The organism is Sulfuricella denitrificans skB26, from assembly GCF_000297055.2.
Lineage (GTDB): Bacteria > Pseudomonadota > Gammaproteobacteria > Burkholderiales > Sulfuricellaceae > Sulfuricella > Sulfuricella denitrificans.
The window spans coordinates 2,275,700-2,292,572 of sequence record NC_022357.1 but is presented as its reverse complement, the minus strand read 5'-3'; the positions used below and the strand labels follow the sequence as shown (position 1 = coordinate 2,292,572).

At 55.7% G+C, this 16,873-nt stretch carries 20 protein-coding genes; 13 read left to right on the top strand and 7 right to left on the bottom strand.

Translation table 11 applies throughout. The annotated features are described in order from the left end of the window. Positions 1 to 135 precede the first annotated feature (135 nt). A complete protein-coding gene (locus SCD_RS11175) occupies positions 136 to 741 on the bottom strand; it encodes an ANTAR domain-containing response regulator (RefSeq protein WP_009205263.1) in 606 nt (201 codons plus the stop codon). Positions 742 to 1,161: 420 nt separating this feature from the next. Next, entirely contained in the window at positions 1,162 to 2,904 is a 1,743-nt protein-coding gene (locus SCD_RS11170) for a protein adenylyltransferase SelO (protein ID WP_009205262.1), read from the bottom strand. 262 nt (positions 2,905 to 3,166) lie between these two features. Here SCD_RS11170 and SCD_RS11165 point away from each other — a divergent pair, with 262 nt between their 5' ends. After that, a complete protein-coding gene (locus SCD_RS11165) occupies positions 3,167 to 3,490 on the top strand; it encodes a rhodanese-like domain-containing protein (protein WP_009205261.1) in 324 nt (107 codons plus the stop codon). A gap of 399 nt (positions 3,491 to 3,889) precedes the next feature. On the opposite strand, the gene SCD_RS11160 is transcribed toward SCD_RS11165, so the two are convergent. The 5 genes from SCD_RS11160 to SCD_RS11140 form a co-directional block, all read right to left on the bottom strand. Further along, on the bottom strand, positions 3,890 to 4,636 hold the full coding sequence (locus SCD_RS11160) for a methyltransferase domain-containing protein (RefSeq protein ID WP_009205260.1): 747 nt from the start codon (positions 4,634 to 4,636) through the stop codon (positions 3,890 to 3,892). Positions 4,637 to 4,667: 31 nt separating this feature from the next. Then, on the bottom strand, positions 4,668 to 5,285 hold the full coding sequence (locus SCD_RS11155; protein ID WP_198408601.1) for a class I SAM-dependent methyltransferase: 618 nt from the start codon (positions 5,283 to 5,285) through the stop codon (positions 4,668 to 4,670). Positions 5,286 to 5,294: 9 nt separating this feature from the next. Beyond that, complete coding sequence (locus SCD_RS11150) at positions 5,295 to 5,606, bottom strand: ArsR/SmtB family transcription factor (protein WP_009205258.1); 312 nt, start codon at positions 5,604 to 5,606, stop codon at positions 5,295 to 5,297. A 668-nt stretch (positions 5,607 to 6,274) separates the two neighbouring features. Continuing rightward, on the bottom strand, positions 6,275 to 7,669 hold the full coding sequence (locus tag SCD_RS11145; protein ID WP_023506968.1) for a heavy metal sensor histidine kinase: 1,395 nt from the start codon (positions 7,667 to 7,669) through the stop codon (positions 6,275 to 6,277). Beyond that, positions 7,666 to 8,358, bottom strand: a complete 693-nt coding sequence (locus SCD_RS11140; RefSeq protein ID WP_009205256.1) for a heavy metal response regulator transcription factor — start codon at positions 8,356 to 8,358, stop codon at positions 7,666 to 7,668. The genes SCD_RS11145 and SCD_RS11140 overlap by 4 nt, the downstream gene beginning before the upstream one ends. A gap of 178 nt (positions 8,359 to 8,536) precedes the next feature. Between SCD_RS11140 and SCD_RS11135 the strand changes: the two genes are divergently transcribed. From SCD_RS11135 to SCD_RS11080, 12 genes are all read left to right on the top strand, one after another. Further along, positions 8,537 to 8,722: a hypothetical protein gene (locus tag SCD_RS11135; protein WP_009205255.1), complete on the top strand. Its 186-nt coding sequence runs from the start codon at positions 8,537 to 8,539 to the stop codon at positions 8,720 to 8,722. Continuing rightward, complete coding sequence (locus tag SCD_RS11130) at positions 8,719 to 10,485, top strand: copper resistance system multicopper oxidase (RefSeq protein WP_041673473.1); 1,767 nt, start codon at positions 8,719 to 8,721, stop codon at positions 10,483 to 10,485. The genes SCD_RS11135 and SCD_RS11130 overlap by 4 nt, the downstream gene beginning before the upstream one ends. A gap of 27 nt (positions 10,486 to 10,512) precedes the next feature. Next, positions 10,513 to 11,568, top strand: coding sequence for a copper resistance protein B (locus tag SCD_RS11125; RefSeq protein WP_232504402.1), 1,056 nt, complete (start codon positions 10,513 to 10,515; stop codon positions 11,566 to 11,568). Positions 11,569 to 11,593: 25 nt separating this feature from the next. After that, positions 11,594 to 12,229: a c-type cytochrome gene (locus SCD_RS11120; protein WP_009205252.1), complete on the top strand. Its 636-nt coding sequence runs from the start codon at positions 11,594 to 11,596 to the stop codon at positions 12,227 to 12,229. 135 nt (positions 12,230 to 12,364) lie between these two features. Continuing rightward, positions 12,365 to 12,805 (top strand): DUF411 domain-containing protein, encoded by a 441-nt coding sequence (locus tag SCD_RS11115; protein WP_009205251.1) that lies wholly within the window; start codon positions 12,365 to 12,367, stop codon positions 12,803 to 12,805. Between the two features lie 32 nt (positions 12,806 to 12,837). Next, positions 12,838 to 13,065 carry a glutaredoxin family protein gene (locus tag SCD_RS11110; protein ID WP_009205250.1) on the top strand — a complete coding sequence of 76 codons (228 nt, stop codon included), beginning with the start codon at positions 12,838 to 12,840 and terminating at the stop codon, positions 13,063 to 13,065. 70 nt (positions 13,066 to 13,135) lie between these two features. After that, positions 13,136 to 13,489: a c-type cytochrome gene (locus SCD_RS11105; RefSeq protein ID WP_009205249.1), complete on the top strand. Its 354-nt coding sequence runs from the start codon at positions 13,136 to 13,138 to the stop codon at positions 13,487 to 13,489. A 16-nt stretch (positions 13,490 to 13,505) separates the two neighbouring features. Then, positions 13,506 to 14,492: a YncE family protein gene (locus SCD_RS11100; RefSeq protein ID WP_009205248.1), complete on the top strand. Its 987-nt coding sequence runs from the start codon at positions 13,506 to 13,508 to the stop codon at positions 14,490 to 14,492. Positions 14,493 to 14,677: 185 nt separating this feature from the next. Continuing rightward, positions 14,678 to 15,292 carry a Spy/CpxP family protein refolding chaperone gene (locus SCD_RS11095; protein ID WP_161626935.1) on the top strand — a complete coding sequence of 205 codons (615 nt, stop codon included), beginning with the start codon at positions 14,678 to 14,680 and terminating at the stop codon, positions 15,290 to 15,292. 90 nt (positions 15,293 to 15,382) lie between these two features. Further along, positions 15,383 to 15,625, top strand: a complete 243-nt coding sequence (locus SCD_RS11090) for an SHOCT domain-containing protein (protein ID WP_009205246.1) — start codon at positions 15,383 to 15,385, stop codon at positions 15,623 to 15,625. A gap of 51 nt (positions 15,626 to 15,676) precedes the next feature. After that, the gene (locus SCD_RS15800; RefSeq protein WP_009205245.1) at positions 15,677 to 16,072 is read left to right on the top strand and encodes a hypothetical protein; all 396 of its coding nucleotides are present in this window, start codon (positions 15,677 to 15,679) and stop codon (positions 16,070 to 16,072) included. Beyond that, positions 16,065 to 16,865: an HD-GYP domain-containing protein gene (locus tag SCD_RS11080; RefSeq protein ID WP_198408600.1), complete on the top strand. Its 801-nt coding sequence runs from the start codon at positions 16,065 to 16,067 to the stop codon at positions 16,863 to 16,865. Before SCD_RS15800 ends, SCD_RS11080 begins: the two co-directional genes overlap by 8 nt. Positions 16,866 to 16,873: the final 8 nt, after the last annotated feature.

Genomic DNA, 16,873 nt, shown 5'->3' with positions numbered 1-16,873 from the left:
AAGGAATTACTCCCGCGAATGGACGCCTTTGTCCTTATGAGCCAACCGTCGTTGGTCGGCTCAGATTCTATTCACTTGCTGTGGCCCGTCGTTGGACCGTTGATTTACCTAAAGCAATACACGTGCCAGAATTATTTAACCCAACAATTCCGTGATCTCGACCAACTGCCGCGCCACGTCCGCCAAGCGAGAGCCCTTGTCCATGGCCGCTTTGCGCAAAGCCTGATAGGCCTCTTCTTCGGACCAGCCGCGCTGCTTCATCAAAATTCCCTTGGCGCGCTCCACATCCTTGCGCTCCGAAAGCTGGCCTTCCGCTTTTGCCAGATCCGCCCGCATTGCCTGAAATTCATTGAAGCGTGCAATCGCCACGTCCATGATGGGACGCAAACGCTCGCTTTTCAGGCCATTTACAACATAAGCACTGACGCCGGCACGAATGGCAGCGTGGATCTTGTCGCTATCATCATCGTGGGTAAACATCACGATCGGGCGCGGTTGATCACGCCTGATAACGCATAAATTCTCCAGCGTGTCCCGGTCTGGGGACTCCGTATCCAGAATAATCAGATCCGGTTTTAATTCAGCCACCAGGCCAGGCAGATCGGCACTGGAGGAGACGTGAGCCACAATCTTGCAGCCTGCATCCTGCAAGGCGTGCTTAAGAAGCGCCGCGCGCTCGAAGGTTTCGTCTACCAGCAAGACACGAAGAGGGAATTCAGAGGGTTTGACGGGGGGGTTCATAACTTGCCGATAACGCAATTCTCATACCATGGCAGGCAACTGGTTGATCCTGAATAGAATCAGTGAAAATAGACGGTGTGACCAAAAGACAGGGCTATATGGGCGCACCAAAAACGGGCGAGATATACACCTGATGCGCCAAACGTGAGCCGACTTTAATCTCTTTGGGTTTAATTCCCCGCCCACTTGAGGCGAAGGCTGGCGAAAGCCAGCAGCTTGAAGAGTGTAGTTAATACCCCGTGGCTTGCCGCGGGGTGCTTTATTCCTGAATGAGTGCTTTAGCTCATTGCAGTTAGTCGCCCCGGCCGATTGGTCATGCAACAGCTTCGACAGAATCAACTATTCTGGTTACTACAAAGGCAACGCGAAAGCGCAACTCTGTTCCGCCAGACTCCGTTATCACGACAGAACCTTTTCCCCCTACGACGAGCAGCTGCAGTGCGACGTGCCGCCCAGGTCAAAGAACTTCTCCTCTTTCTTCTTGTAATATAGCGCCGCCACCGTCTCCGACTGCTCGCCGTACGGATCATCCAGAACGTCGTGCAACCTCTGCACAAGACTGTAATCCCCGGCGTCTGTGGCGCTTCGATACGCCTCAACCATCATCCACTCCCTCGGAATGTACTTAGGGTTAACCCTCTTCATTGCCGCTGACACTCCAGCCGGATCGCGCCCCTCTTGTTCCAGCGCCGCGTGCCACTTCTGCAGCCACACCGCCCAGCGCGCCTCCATCGCGACGCTGTCCTGAGCATATCCCCCGCGTGTCTCGTAGAAGCCAGGGCGCAGTGCCGCCACGTGCCTGGGCAGGTTCGAGAGCTCCCGCCAGAAGATCGTATAGTCCACCGGCGTTTCCGCCATGAGCGCGTGAAGCGCCGCGAAAAGTTCCATGCGAAACTCGGCAAGGCCCATCTTTTCCGCCCACATGCGATTCATCTCACGGTTCATGATCTCCGGCTGGGCCTCCAAAATCTTCCCCAGCTCCTGAATCGCGTCCTGCCCCAGCAGCGGTACCAGGGCCGTGCAGAACATCTTGAAATTCGTCACAGCGGCTATCGGCTGGTTCATAAAGGAAAAGTGCTCTCCGCCGCCGATCCACATCTGAAACATCGGGTTATATGCCTCGATGAAGCCGAAAGGCCCGTAGTCCAGCGTCCGCCCCCCTAGTGAGCAGTTGTCGCTGTTGAAGTTTCCCTGGCAATACCCCACCCGAATCCAGTGGGCGGCCAACCGGGACAGGCGCGCGCCGAACTCCCGCGCGACGGCTAAGACTTTGTCGGTAAGCGTTGCCTCGGGGTGGCACAGCTGAGTTGCGATGTCAGGGTACTCTCGTGCTAGCGTATGCAGGAAGATCGCCTCGAGCTCCGCGAGGGCACGCGGGTGCTCGTTTTTCCTCGCCCGCCGCCCGAACAGTTCGAGCTGCCCGACGCGGAGGAAGGAGGGGGCGGCGCGCGTCGTGATGGCGGCTGGCTCGTCCACCATGCGGTCCGGCTCTTCGGTTTTGGCACCCGGGGAGTACCAGGGGCGCGAGATGGTTTCGCTGCGGGAGACAAAGAGGCAGAGTGCCCGAGAGGTAGGCACCCCCAGCGCTGCCATCGCTTCCGACGCAAGGAACTCACGGATACTGGACCGAAGCACCGCACGGCCGTCGCCACCGCGGCAATAAGGGGTCGTGCCGCCGCCCTTGAGCTGGAACTCCCAGCGATGACCGTTAGAGAGAAGCACCTCAAGCACGGAAATGGCGCGCCCGTCCCCGTAACCGTTGCCGTTTTTGAAGGGGCAGTTATGGTACATTTCTTGCCCGTAGATGCTAAGGGCGTAGCCGCTCGCCCAGCCGCTGGCTTGAACGTGGGGGGACTCGACATCGGCGTTTGCGGCCCCCACGGCAACCGTCGGATTGCCAGTGAAGAAATGCATGAAGGAACCCGAACTGGCGGCGCTTTCAGACAAGTTCAGCTCACGGAAAAAACTTCGGCTGTGGATGACGTAGCGGGGATTCGGCAGAGGCGTCGGGAGAACCTCAACGTAGTGGCCGGACTTGACTTGGCGGAGCGTCTTGTTGGGGGCGTGGCGGGCCTGCTCGGGATCGGCGGTGAGGCATCGAAGTAGCGAGTAGTCTGTGCACTGGAGAAAGGCGGTAAAGGAGAGTGGTGCGGGAGAATTCATTTTCTTAAGGTCACAAAATATCAAAAAGCAAAGCGATCACACAGCATCACTTACGGCTGGGCATTTCAACCACATGAGGCCAAGTATGGGGTGGCTTGTACATAGCTGTCAAAAGTGACATGTAAGTGAAAAGCGTGCGTCCAGGGGGAGGTGCTTGCACGAATAAATCAGCTAAATTTTTCAAAAATTTATTAATGCGGCAGGAATATTTTTTGCGATTAGCTATATTATTTCTTCTCACTCTTTCCAGGCATCATAATCAATGATCAAAAGACTAAGACCTCCCGAGCTTAAAGTCCATCTCGAAAATAGCTCGGTTCAGCCTTTATTACTGGATGTACGGGAAGTTTGGGAATTTGAACGTTGCAGCATCGCGGGATCGCGGCTCATCCCGATGGGGCAAATACCCCAGCAGATAGAGGTGTTGAACCCAGAGCAGGAAATCATCGTGATTTGTCACCACGGCGTGCGAAGTATGCATGTGGCTGCTTTTCTGGAGCGGGCTGGCTTCGCACAAGTCGTCAATCTGGACGGTGGCATTGATGCCTGGGCGAGGGAAATAGATCTGACAATGGCACTTTACTAGGCCGACCCAATAGTCGTTTGCCATATAGGGGTTCCCGCTTGCAATCCCAATACGGTTTCTTGTCCATTTTCACGCGAATCTTTGCGATCATTATTTGTTTGCGGTTGGAGTGGGATGGCGGCAATTCGGCCTGAGCCGTCGGTCACGCCCTCCCAAATTCAATTGACTATGGACGACCGCTTTGCGGCAGGCTGTTAGCAAGACGCTATTGCGGCTTCGTGCCATGAGGGGCCATTGACGAGGCGGAAATTCTCAACCGATGAACGTTTGCTCCTGCCAGAAGCCGCCATTCAGCGGCAGACAGGCACCGACATAGTCGGCCAAAGCAGTCAATGCGTTGAACACAAAGGCACCCCCGCATTCGGCAAGAGACGGCTGGCCAGTGGAGCCAGCCTTACTTTACGGTTTGCGGGCTTTAAATGTTGCCCCAACCGTGGCGGATGACGTCTTGTATCCGGTGAACTCCACCAACTGAACGTCCTCGAATCCCGCTTCATGTAGCAAGATTTTGATTTCCTCCGCCCCCATGGTACCGGACACGCAATCAGCCCAGGAATTTCCGCTACAGCAGGCCGACGTCGCACCATGTTCCCGGAGCATGTCTGCGAACTGAAAACGGCCGTTGCCGCGCAGAACCCGAAAAACCTCGGCAAAGACCTTGGGCTTGTCCAAGGCCAGATTGATCGCACCGTTAGAGATTATGACATCGGCGACTGCGTCAGGAAGACCAAGATGGATCATGTCCGCTTCACGAAATTCAACCTGGGATAGGCCCGACGCACTGGCATTGTTCTGTGCTTTTTCCACCATTGCCGGTGTGGCATCAAAGCCATAAACTTTGCCCTTTGATCCAACCAGAAGCGCCGCCACACAGGCATCTGCCCCCGCGCCACAGCCTAGATCAACCACGGTTTCACCAGGATGGATGGGGCCAAGAGAGAAAGGATTTCCTACAGCGGCTGCCGATTCCCAGACGACATCGGGCAGCCGGGCAAGCCACTCTTCCATATAGCCGAGCTGCCTGGCATTTTCCTTGCCCTTGTTCCAGCCAAAGTCCTTGTCCGGACGCCGTGCGAGTTCTGTGTAGAGTGAGCGGATCTGGTCTAGCGGGTCTTGGCTACCGCATTGTGAGTGGTCGTTGCTCATGGCATTCCGAAAGTCGAGCTGGTTGGTGATATCAGGATTTGAGAATGAATACCGCGCCGTAATGGTAGGGCTGAAGGTCCACGACCGCTTCCAGCACGAACCCTGCCGGTTCCACGACGGCTTGAACCGCTTCGGGTGACATGCGCATATCGGTGCGGGGTCCCCGCGGCTGTCCGAGTACAGTGGTTTCTTCCCGTGGCAGCGGATACCAGTTCACGATGGCAAAACGCCCGCCAGGTTTCAGGATCGCGGCTACTTCACGCGCAAGTCCTAGCGGGTCTGGCACGCCGTGAAAGGTGTTAGCGATCAGCACGTAATCCACTTTTTCTTCGATGAGTTGGCTGAGTTCACAAGCGTCCCCGGCAATCCATATGCAGTTATTCGCACCCTGACATGCGGCTTTCGCCTGCTCCAACATGCCTAGATCGAGATCGAACCCGATGACATGTCCCGCGCCCACCTGTCGAGCAATCGCGGTCGTGAAATAGCCGTCACCGCAACACAAATCGACCACTTCCATCCCGGCCTGGATACCAAGCGCACTGATAGTGGCATCCGGGTTTGACCATAGCGTCTGCCACCAGTCCGGATCGGGCATTGAGGTTGCGGGAAAAAGTTTTTCTTGCTGTTCCATGGGTGGTCCTTTCAATTCCAGGGGCTATTTCTTATCTTGCGAAGGTAGCGGACGCGTTTCCAGCCATTCCTTGAGGTCATGGAGAATGCGTAACAGTTCAGGATCATTCAGGCAGTAATAGATGAATGTTCCGCGACGCTCGGCCCTCACGAACCCGCCTTCACGCAAAACGCGGAGATGAAATGAGACATTGGTCTGGGGCAAACCAATGGCGTTGATGATGTCCGTCACCGGACGGCACTCCAACCCCAGTTGCATCAGGATTTGTAGTCGATTCGACTCTCCGAGCACTTTTAGTGCTTGGAACAGAGGGGAAGTTGCGGGATTGCTTCGCATATCTCTATTTATGAACCAGCGTACATATACGCTATCGTTCATATAATGCGCGCTTTGGGGTAGCGCGTCAATTTTTCTTGGCGCTCAAATCGGGTGTTCCAGAATTTTTGTTTTAATAACTGTCTGCTTCGACCGAATGTCGGACATATAAAGCGGTCAGCCTGACAGTTCGTTCCGGGTAGGAAGTGACGGTTGGCGAACGTCTGCTTCAGAGCATGATAATTTTTCTAATGCACCACAAACTGAACAGCCCGACAGTGGACATTGGCGAATTCACACAATCGACCCTAATCCGTCTGATGACAAATGGAAGGCGATTGGCCGCTAACCGCGATTTAGTAGACGCTGGTGGAAACTGATCATCCGGCAGGAAGTCGGCCTAAGCGGCCCGTGAGAGAAGATCGAAATTTGGCTTTGGTGAATGACCGGTATTAAGTGATGGGGCTAGTTTTAGCATCTAGCACTAATGTCCGCTCTTAAGAGCCAATATCGTTCAGTTTGGATATTTATGGAAAAAATTCAGGGGAAGCTAATTATTAGTGTTGGCTTTCAGAAAAGCTGACTGGTTGCCCCAGACTCCATGCGGTCACTCAACGTTTGCTGCCTTACCGTCCGTGTGCAGCAAAAGCAGGCTTCCCGTTCGCAGCGGCTTGCGTTGGTCATTTGCATCATTCAAAAACCGCAGGCAATGTGAGTTGGAACTGTGTTCTCTGGTTGGCGGACGTGACTGTGATTGAGCCGCCATGCGCCTCAACGATGGATTTGACGATGGCAAGGCCCAACCCAGCGCCATCTCCCTTGCGTTGACGCGATGGATCAACACGGTAAAAGCGATCGAACAATCTAGGAAGGTGCGCTGCCGGGATTTCCATGCCTGGATTTTCAATAGAAACGTTGGCCTTATCCCCATGCCTGGCTAGGGATACTTGCACGGTGTGCCCTTGTGAGGTGTGTCGGATGGCGTTCGATATCAAGTTGCTGAGCGCGCGCCGCAACATCAGTCGGTCGCCGTGGACGGTGACAGACCCCGTCCGACTCAGCGTAACGGCACGTTCTTCTGCCCAAGCCTCGAAGTAATCAAACAAATCCTGAGTTTCATTAGCCAGATTGACTTTTTCCAGGCCCGGTTTGAGTAAGCCGTTGTCGGTCTGGGCAAGGAAGAGCATGTCGCCAACCATCTGGGCCATGCGTTCATATTCCTCCAGACTGGAGTAAAGGACTTCTTTGTACTCATCGTTATTGCGTGCGCTGGAAAGCGCCACTTGGGTCTGGGTCATAAGGTTGGAAATGGGCGTGCGCAGTTCGTGCGCGATGTCGGAAGAAAACTCGGAGAGCCGCCGGAAGGAATCGTCCAGGCGAGCCAGCATGGCATTAAAGGCGATCACTAGAGGTCTGAGTTCCGTAGGCAAGTCTGTAGCCGGCAGGCGCTCTGCCAAGTGTTCGGCGGAAATGCTTGCCACCATGTCGGTGACCTGACGCAAAGGTGAGAGCCCCCATCGAGTGGCGATCCAGCCCAAACTGGCGGTGGCCAAGGCAGACAAAAAGATAGCAAGGGCCAGCACTGACTGGAACTTGTTCATGAACAGCTCATGATGCTGGATATCCAGTGCCACGGCCACGGCGTATGACTTGCCACTGCCTGCGGTAATCGACACGGCTATACCTCGGTAGCTTAACCCGGCCTGTTTCCATTGCAGCAAGGTGCCATACTTCCACCCCGCTGACTGGGTTTGGCAGTTTTGCAGCAGCGTACGAGGGAAATCAGCGCCAGGTGTAGCGAACCAGACATCGCCCGTCGCATCCGCTACCGCCACTGCAAGGCCATGATGTCCGACCAGAGCGTCATCCAGTTGTTTGGTCAGAAGATCCGACTGTTTCTGACTATAGGCGTGTTCGAATAAATTCTGGATGAGTTCAATTTTGCCATTGAGTTCGCGCCGATCCTCTTCCCTAAAATGGGTCTCAACTGCTTGCGTCAGAAAATAGCCCGCCACCAGCAAGACCAAGCAAGCAGACGCTGCGAAAAGCAAGCTGATCCGAGCGGTCAGGGACAAGTTTTTCATGGCGCCGTGCCTTCCTGTGGAGGCTCCAGCACGTAGCCCATCCCCCGCACGGTGTGGATGAGCTTGAATTCAAAATCCTCGTCGACCTTGACCCGCAGGCGGCGCACAGCCACATCGATGACGTTGGTATCGGAGTCGAAATTCATGTCCCAGACCTGTGAGGCGATCAGACTGCGGGGCAGCACCTCACCCTTTCGGCGCATGAACAGTTCCAGCAGGGCGAATTCCTTGGCTGTAAGCTCGATCTTGCGACCCGCCCGCCAGGCGCGTCTCCGAAGCAGGTCCAGCTCCAGATCGGCAACCTGGAGAACGGCGGATTCCAGACTGGCATGGCCCCGGCGTACCAGGGTTCGTACCCGGGCCAGCAATTCGGCAAAAGCAAAAGGTTTCACCAGATAATCGTCGGCACCCAGTTCAAGCCCTTTGACCCGATCTTCTATCTGGTCACGCGCAGTCAGAAACAGGACCGGCATATCGATTCCGGCCCGGCGCACACCTTCGAGCACCTGCCAGCCATTGATGCCGGGCAGCATCACGTCCAGGATCATCAGGTCGTATTGCCCCGCTTTGGCGAGTTCCAGCCCGTCCCAGCCATCACGGGCCAGATCGGTGACAAAGCCGGCCTCGGTGAGCCCCTGTTTCAGGTAATCGCCCGTCTTGGGCTCGTCTTCAACGATCAGGATTTTCATGGGGGAAATACCAGGCTAGGTGGAAGCATCCTGCCACAGCTCGCGCCTTATGGAATAGCGCATTACAGGTTTGTAATTCACTTGTCAGGTTCATGTTGGACGCGTACTTGCAAGATGCAATCAATAGCATTGTGATCAGGGAGTGAGTATGGATCGAATCATTGAACAAGGAGAACAAATGAGAATCGCAAGCGTAGCACCGATAGGCCTGCTGGCGGTAGGTATCGCCCACGGCGACGAAAAAATCGCGGCCAAACCACATGAAGCGCAATCGTCTCCTGAATCCAATTCGGGCGCGACAGGCTCGATCAATCTACCGACCGGAGCCCAGCGTTATTTTAGATTGAAGGGCCGTACCGTATGAAACATCATTCCTCTCTTTCACTCGCCGTACCGAATTTGCCGCGCCGAAAATTCGTTCAGGGACTCGCGGCAGGCAGCGTTATGCTCGGCCTGATGTCGGTTGTCAAACCAGTCTGGGCAAGCATCGCAGACCCAGTCTCAAGCCGCGTCCCGGTGCTCACCGGAACCGAGTTTGATCTTGTTATCAGCGAGTCCCCGGTTAATTTCACTGGAAATCCGCGCATGGCCACCACTGTCAACGGCTCGATCCCGGCACCCACGTTGCGCTGGCGGGAAGGCGAAACAGTGACGATCCGTGTGACCAATAAACTGCGCGAAACCACTTCCCTCCACTGGCACGGCATCATTCTACCGTACCAAATGGATGGTGTGCCGGGCATCAGCTACAAGGGAATCGCCCCAGGGGAAACCTTCACCTACCGCTTCAAGGTGGTGCAAAGCGGCACCTATTGGTACCACTCCCATAGCGGTTTTCAGGAACAGACCGGCATGTATGGAGCCATCGTCGTTGAACCGGCGGGAGGCGAGAAAATCCGTGCCGATCGCGACTATGTGGTGCAACTGTCCGATTGGACCGACGAAGACCCGATGCGGATTTTTGCCAAGCTCAAGATGCAGAGCGACTACTATAATTTCAACCAGCCTACCGTCTCGGATTTCTTTCGCGATGCCTCGCGCAGCGGGTTCAAGACTGCGTTCGAAAAACGCAAGATGTGGAACGAGATGCGCATGAGCCCCGCCGATCTGGCGGATATTTCTGGTTACACCTACACCTTCCTCATGAACGGCAGCACCCCGGACGGCAACTGGACAGGGTTGTTCCAGCGTGGCGAGCGCGTGCGTTTGCGTTTTATAAGCAGCGGCACCCAGAGCTTCTTCGATGTGCGTATCCCGGGCCTGAAAATGAAAGTGGTTCAGGTTGACGGCCAGGATATCGACCCTGTAACGGTGGACGAATTCCGTTGCGGCCCAGGGGAAACCTATGACGTGATCGTCGAGCCCAATGACGACGCCTACACGATTTTTGCCCAGTCCATGGATCGCACCGGTTTTGCCAGAGGGACGCTCGCTGTGCGCGAAGGGCTTACCGCGACCGTGCCCGAACTAGACAAAGCCGAATGGCTAACCATGACGGACATGATGGGCGCCATGGGTGGCATGAACCACGGCGGCATGGCCATGGACCACAGTCGGCACGTCATGCCGGGGATGGCGATGTCAGGTGGGTTGGCCATACCAAGTAGCCAGGTGCGCCACGCGAAAACTGAATATGGTCCCAGCACCGACATGCGGGTCGACATGGCGCGCACCAATCTGGATGACCCCGGCATCGGACTGCGTGACAATGGGCGCCGAGTATTGACACTGGCCGATCTTCACACGATTGACGGCCCGCTCGACATGCGCGGCCCCGAGCGCGAGATCGAGCTGCATCTGACCGGCAACATGGAGCGCTACACCTGGTCGCTAGACGGCCTCGAGTTCGGAAAATCCACTCCCGTGCATTTCCGGCACGGCGAGCGGCTAAGAGTCATCTTGCACAACGACACCATGATGACCCACCCCATGCACCTGCACGGCATGTGGAGCGAGCTGGAAAGCCCGGAAGGCCACTTTCAGGCGCGGCGTCACACGATTCCCGTGCAGCCCGCGCAACGCATCAGTTTCCTCGTTACTGCCGACGCGCCGGGACGCTGGGCTTGGCACTGCCACCTGCTCTATCACATGGACGCCGGCATGTTCCGCGAAGTGGTGGTGGCTTGAGCAATGCAGATCAAAGAGAGGAAAAAGATGATGAATACGCGTATGAAATTGCTGGCTGTAGTGCTTGCCGCCCTGAGCGTATCGCCGGCGTGGGCGCAAACGGATGCTACGGCCATGCCCATGACGACGGATGATGCGATGCCCGCAATGGACCATAGCGGCATGGATCACAGCACGATGCCGGACATGCCTGCCGTACAGCCGGAGATGAAGCACGACATGTCAGATTCCATGGGAGGCATGCTGGGCATGGATCATGGCAACGCCTCGGCCCCGCAACAGTCTATGGATGGCATGAGCCAAGGCGGCAACACCATGGATCAGGGCAAGATGAACATGCAGGGCGGCTCCGCTCCTGCGGATGCGCGTGATCCACATGCCTATTCGGGTGGCTATACTCTCGAATCCGGGCCCTATTCACGTCCAGGGCCACGAGAACTACGCCTGGGAGATGAACACAACTTTGGCTCGTTGCTCGTCGATCGGCTGGAGCGAGGCTATACACGCGACAGCAACGACACCGCTTACGATATGCAAGCCTGGTTCGGCCGGGATTACGACCGGCTGGTCTTCAAGGCTGAGGGCGATATTGCCAAGGGTAAATTGCAGGAGGCCCGGACCGAACTGCTCTGGGGGCATGCCATTGCAACCTTCTGGGATACGCAAGCAGGCATGCGTTACGACAGCGGCGTAGGGCCTGATCGTGGGTGGCTGGCTTTCGGTGTCCAGGGCCTCGCTCCTTACTGGTTCGGAGTCGATGCGGCCGCCTACGTTGGGAATAACGGAAGAACCGCGCTGCGCCTGGGTACTGAGTATGAGCTGCTGCTTACGCAAAAACTCGTTTTGCAGCCACGTGTCGAGGTCAACTGGTATGGCAAGAGCGACGCAGTACGGGGTGTCGGCGCCGGACTGTCGGAAGCGCAAGCGGGATTGCGCCTGAGGTATGAATTCACACGTCAGTTCGCGCCTTATATCGGCGTCGAACGGACGGGCAAATTTGGCCAGACGGCCAATCTTGCCCGGGCGGAAGGAGAATCGACCGGTGTGACGCGCTGGGTCGCCGGCGTGCGTTTCTGGTTCTGATTTTCTACCTTGGAGGACATTTCTGATGAACCGTTTTTTGATGGGAATGCTGACCGCTCTGGGAGTCGGTCTGGCGGCTGGTGCGGTAGCCGTTTATTTCGGTGTGCTTGATATTGCGGCAGACACACCGCACAGCCCGCTTGTCTATAGTTTGATCGAGACGGCGCGTGAACAAGCCATCGATCGCCAAACTCGTGATCTAACAGCGCCCGCCAATTTGTCTGACACAGATCGGGCGCGCCGCGGGGCGGGGAATTACGCTGCCATGTGCGTAGGTTGCCATCTCGCACCCGGAAAGGCAGATTCGGAAATCCGAATGGGTTTGTACCCGACCCCGCCCGACTTGTCTCGATCCACCAAAGCGGCAGCAAGTACGGCCGCACGCAAATTCTGGGTTATCAAGCATGGCATCAAGGCCAGCGGCATGCCGGCTTGGTCCAAAGGCGGAATGGAGGATGAGGTTATTTGGGATCTGGTGGCCTTTCTGCAAGACCTGCCATCACTTTCAGAAAGTCAGTATGTTGCCCTGGTTGAGGCCAGCGACGGCCACTCGCATGGCGGACTTGACGTAGAAGCAGACATGCATGGCAGGAGTGACAACTCCGTTCCGCAGGCACTAACAGCGGGTGGCCATGAACACGCTGACGGTCATGTGCATTGAGTTGCTCCCGATGAACGGCGGTATGGAATACCGAACCCATAAAACAGCCTAAATGACGGGATTGTCATCTTCCTGTCAGCTTGTCGTGGGGGACCGCGGGCCATACTGAAATCATCTTGAAACAAGGAGCCGCGTGTGAAAGTTACCATCCTTAGTGCCTTATTCATTGGCTTGGCCACCTCTTCTGTGTGGGCTGCAACCGATGCCACAGTCGTTGATGTCTACAAAAGCCCGACTTGCGGTTGTTGCGAGAAATGGATCGACCACCTCAAAGCCAATGGCTTTACGGTCAGAAGCCATAACACCAACAACGTGGTGGAATACAAATCCCGTCTAGGCGTACCCCCAGGTTACGGCTCTTGCCATACCGCTGAAGTTGGTGGGTACCTGGTCGAAGGCCATGTACCAGCCAAAGAAATCAAGCGTCTACTTAAAGAACATCCCCGTGCTCGCGGTCTGGCCGTGCCGGGCATGCCGATGGACTCGCCCGGCATGGAAATGGGGGGACACAAAGGTGCTTATGAGGTTTTTCTCGTGAACCGCGATGGGTCCACCCGGACTTATGCCAAATATTGAATTGAATTTTGCGTAAAACTAAGGAGATTTTCATGAACGTCAAGATTGTTGCGACCAAGAGTTGCAGTCACTGTTCTGGCTTACAGCACGAGCTCAAGGATATAGGCATCCCGTTCGAGGTGTTGTTTGTCGAGGAGCACCCGGATGTGGTCGTGGCCCACAGCATTAGGCATTCCCCAAACCTCATCGTAAATGATGAAGTCGTTTTCCGGGGGCACCCCACATCCATTGAGTTGCGGCAATTTTTCAGCAAGGGATGATCTGACGGTCACAAAAAATAGGTGGGCGATGCTGCATGAATAAGGTTCGACATCCAGGAGTACAACTGAGATGCCATGCGCACGCGCACGCTTGATCGTTCTGGCTGCAACTTGTGCAGTGTTCGTCAGTCTTTCATCTGCCGCGGACGATCTTGGCCACGGTGAAGCGGTCTATAACGGAATCTGCCTCGCCTGCCATGGTGGCGATGGTGCCGGAAGCTTACCTGGCGTCCCGGATCTGACTGAAGTGGCAGCGCCACTGTCGCAGGATGATGCTGTATTACTCAAGCGCATGGTGGAAGGTTTCAAGTCGCCGGGTTCGCCGATGGAAATGCCGCCTCGCGGCGGGAATCCGGCATTGACTGATGCAGACCTGAAGGCAGCATTGAAGTACATGCGCAAGACATTTCAACAAGCCAAGTAAGAAGGAGAAAAATCAAATGCGCCGTCTTAATCAGTGGATCCTGGGAATTGTCTGTCTAGGGAGTGGAACATTCGTATTTGCCTCACCGACAGCATTCATCCCTCTAGGATCGGGCAATGAAGTAATCGCCGTCGATGTGGCAAGCGACAAGATTATCCGGCGTTATCCTGGTGTGGAGAATCCTCACGGATTAGTAGCGACGCCAGATGGTGAATATCTGGTGGCCGGGAGCCTGAAGGAAACTCCCGTTCCTGCCGGCGCACCAGCGGATACACCAAACAGCAAACTGTATGTAATCCACCCCGAGCACGGCCATGTCATGGCAGAGATTCCGGTATCCGGGTGGACTCACCACGAGGCAATTACACCTGACGGCAAATTTGTCATTTCCACACATCCGACGCGTGGCGGAATCAGCATTGTCGACCTGATAAACAATAAAGTGTTCAAGACAATTAAAACCGGACCCGTCCCAAATTACACGCTGGTAACGAAAAACGGAAAGCGCGCCTACGTTAGCAACAGCGGCAACGGGACCATCAGCGAGATCGATCTTGCCAAGTGGGAAGTGATTCGCTCATTGGAAGCCGGGCCGTCGCCGGAACATCTAGTTTTTTCTCCTGACGAAAAAACACTATACGTGGCCAATGATCGTGCCGGTACCGTCTCCGTGGTTTCGCTGCAAAGCGGCAAGGTGGAACGCAGCTACAAAATCGGAAAGCGCTTGCACGGCCTGGATATCGGCGATGACGGAAAAACTTTGTTTGTCAGCAGCCGCGCGGATGACAAGCTGGTTGCACTGGATACCGTTACCGGCGAACAGCGTGTTCTCACCCTTTCCCCTGAGCCTTACCACCTCGACAAAATCCCTGGAACCGGAAAAGTGTATGTCTCCAGCAGCAAGGCCCCAAAGATCTGGGTGGTGGACCAGAAGACATTTACCGTTACCGACACGATCCAGTTGCCGGGGGGCGAAGGACACCAGATTGCGGTAATCAAGTGACGTACAGGTGTCAAAGATTAGGCGCGGTTTTTTTTGATGGCGCACAGTAAATTTCAGTCGTTTTTTTAACAGTAAGAATAAAGGAGTTCCAAATGAACAAATCCATGAAAACCTTATTTTCATCTTCCCTCATTGCCGTTGCATTGGGAGGAACAGTAGCGCCTGCTTCGGCAGATGAGGCTACGATGCCTAATCAACAAATGATGATGCAAGGCCAGGCACAGGGAAGCGGTGCGCCTGCCACAATGCCGGGCAATGGACCTAGTGGAAATATGGGCAAAAACGGTGGTTGTCCCATGGGAATGATGGGCGGGGGAATGGGGCCAGGCATGATGAGCGGCGGCATGGGACAGGGTTATGGCATGGGTCCTGGCATGATGGGTGGTATGGGTGGCCCTGGCAATGGAATGATGATGGGATCGGGAATGATGGGCGGTGGCATGGGACAGGGCTATGGCATGGAGCATGGTGGATGGGCAGGCAGGATGGGGCCGATGGCGATGCTTGACTTGAGCGATGCGCAGACCGCCCAACTGGAGAAGATTCAAACCGAGTTGAGGAAGACGCAGCGCGCGCTCATGCGCCAGATGTGGGACGAGCAGGAAAAAATGAGTGATTTGTTTGACGTGGAGAAACGCGACCCGGTGGCGATCGGCAAGGCATTCAGCAAACTTGCTGACCTGCAACGGCATGCAATGGAGGCGCGCATCGATGCGGAGAACAAGGCGGCCACCGTGTTGACCAAAGAGCAGAAAGCCAAAATGCGCCGTGGCTTTGGCAGCGGCATGATGGGTTACTGAGCCTATTGCACGGGAACAATCATGCCTGGGCTGGCCGCATTTGAAGGTGGCCAATTCCGAGGCTAACAGAACGGAGCACAGGAGAACACGATGATGGGCAATTATTATGGCATGACTGGAGGCTTCGGATTTGGCGGGATATTCATGATCCTGTGGTGGGTGCTCATCATCGTCGGCATTGTTGCGCTGGTGAAATGGATGGTCTCTTCCTCCAGAGCAGGCAGTCGGAGTGTCGGCGACAGCAAGGCGCTGGGTATTCTCAAGGAACGCTACGCGCGGGGAGAGATCGACGAACAGGAGTTTCAGAAGAGAAAGCTGGATTTGACACAGTAGCAGGCTGCCCGCCAGCGTGTCTGGTGAGGCTATGGATGGGAGTGCAATGACATGACTGACAAGAAGCAAACCAGTGGGGCATTCGATGTAAGCCGGAAAATTCCTCTGGCACCTGTCGCCGCGGAGCGAGTGCAGGAAGCAGTGCGTCAACTTCGTGCCATCGAGCCCGTCATCGATGCGCAGGTGGATCAGCGTGGTCAGCTCCATATCTCGTACGATGCATCCTGCATCGGTGTTGACGATATCGAGGCGCTCCTCGATAAGTCTGGCATCGCCCGTGCAGAAGGCTTCTGGTGGAAGCTTAAATTAGGGTGGTATCGCTTCGTGGATGAAAACACCAAATCCAATGCGCATTCGGGAGGTGGCGCGTGCTGCAACCACCCCCCTTCGGAATATAGTGGCAGCAGTGATGCGGGAAAAATTCGCTCGGGGCGCGCTCATGACTGAATTAAACGCCTCTCACCCATGCACCTGCCGAAGCTGCGATATGGATGTTGCCGCGGGTTTGCGTCGGCAAGATAAAGACGGCACGTTGTGCGAGAACTGCGTCCTCGACACGGCTCGTCATGCCCCGGCATGGGCAGCTAACGAAATGCCTTACGTGTCATTGGCTGAAGCGCTGGCGGCTGCGCTGGATGCGCGCGAACACGAGACCGGCCTGCATTCGAAACGGGTTGCCTGCCATACCATGGTGCTGGCCAAACGCTTTAGCGATGATGCAATAACGTTGCGCCAGGTTTACTGGGGTGCGCTTCTGCATGATATCGGCAAGATCGGCACCCCGGATGCCATCCTGCTCAAGCAAGGTCCACTGACGCCAGAGGAATGGAAGATCATGCAGCAGCATCCTGAAATTGGCCGGCAAATACTCGCAGGTGTACCCCATCTTGCTCAGGCGGCGGAGATCGTTCTTTGCCATGAAGAGCGGTTCGACGGGTCAGGTTACCCACAGGGGCTCGCAGGGGAGGCCATTCCGCTGTGGGCCAGGCTGTTTGCGGTCATTGACACGCTGGATGCGATGACATCCGATCGCTTTTATCGCAAGGGGCAGTCCTTCGATAACGCCAAGGCAGAAATTCGGCGCATGTCCGGCACCCAGTTCGATCCTGTTGCTGTAGCAGCATTTCTGACGGAAGAGCCAACGCTGCGCAAGATGGTGGCGCTCAAATGCGCCGACGTACCGCCACAGGCAGAAATGTTGCCTTCAGAGAAATCACTGCCGATTTCTTTACAAAGATAAAGGATAAC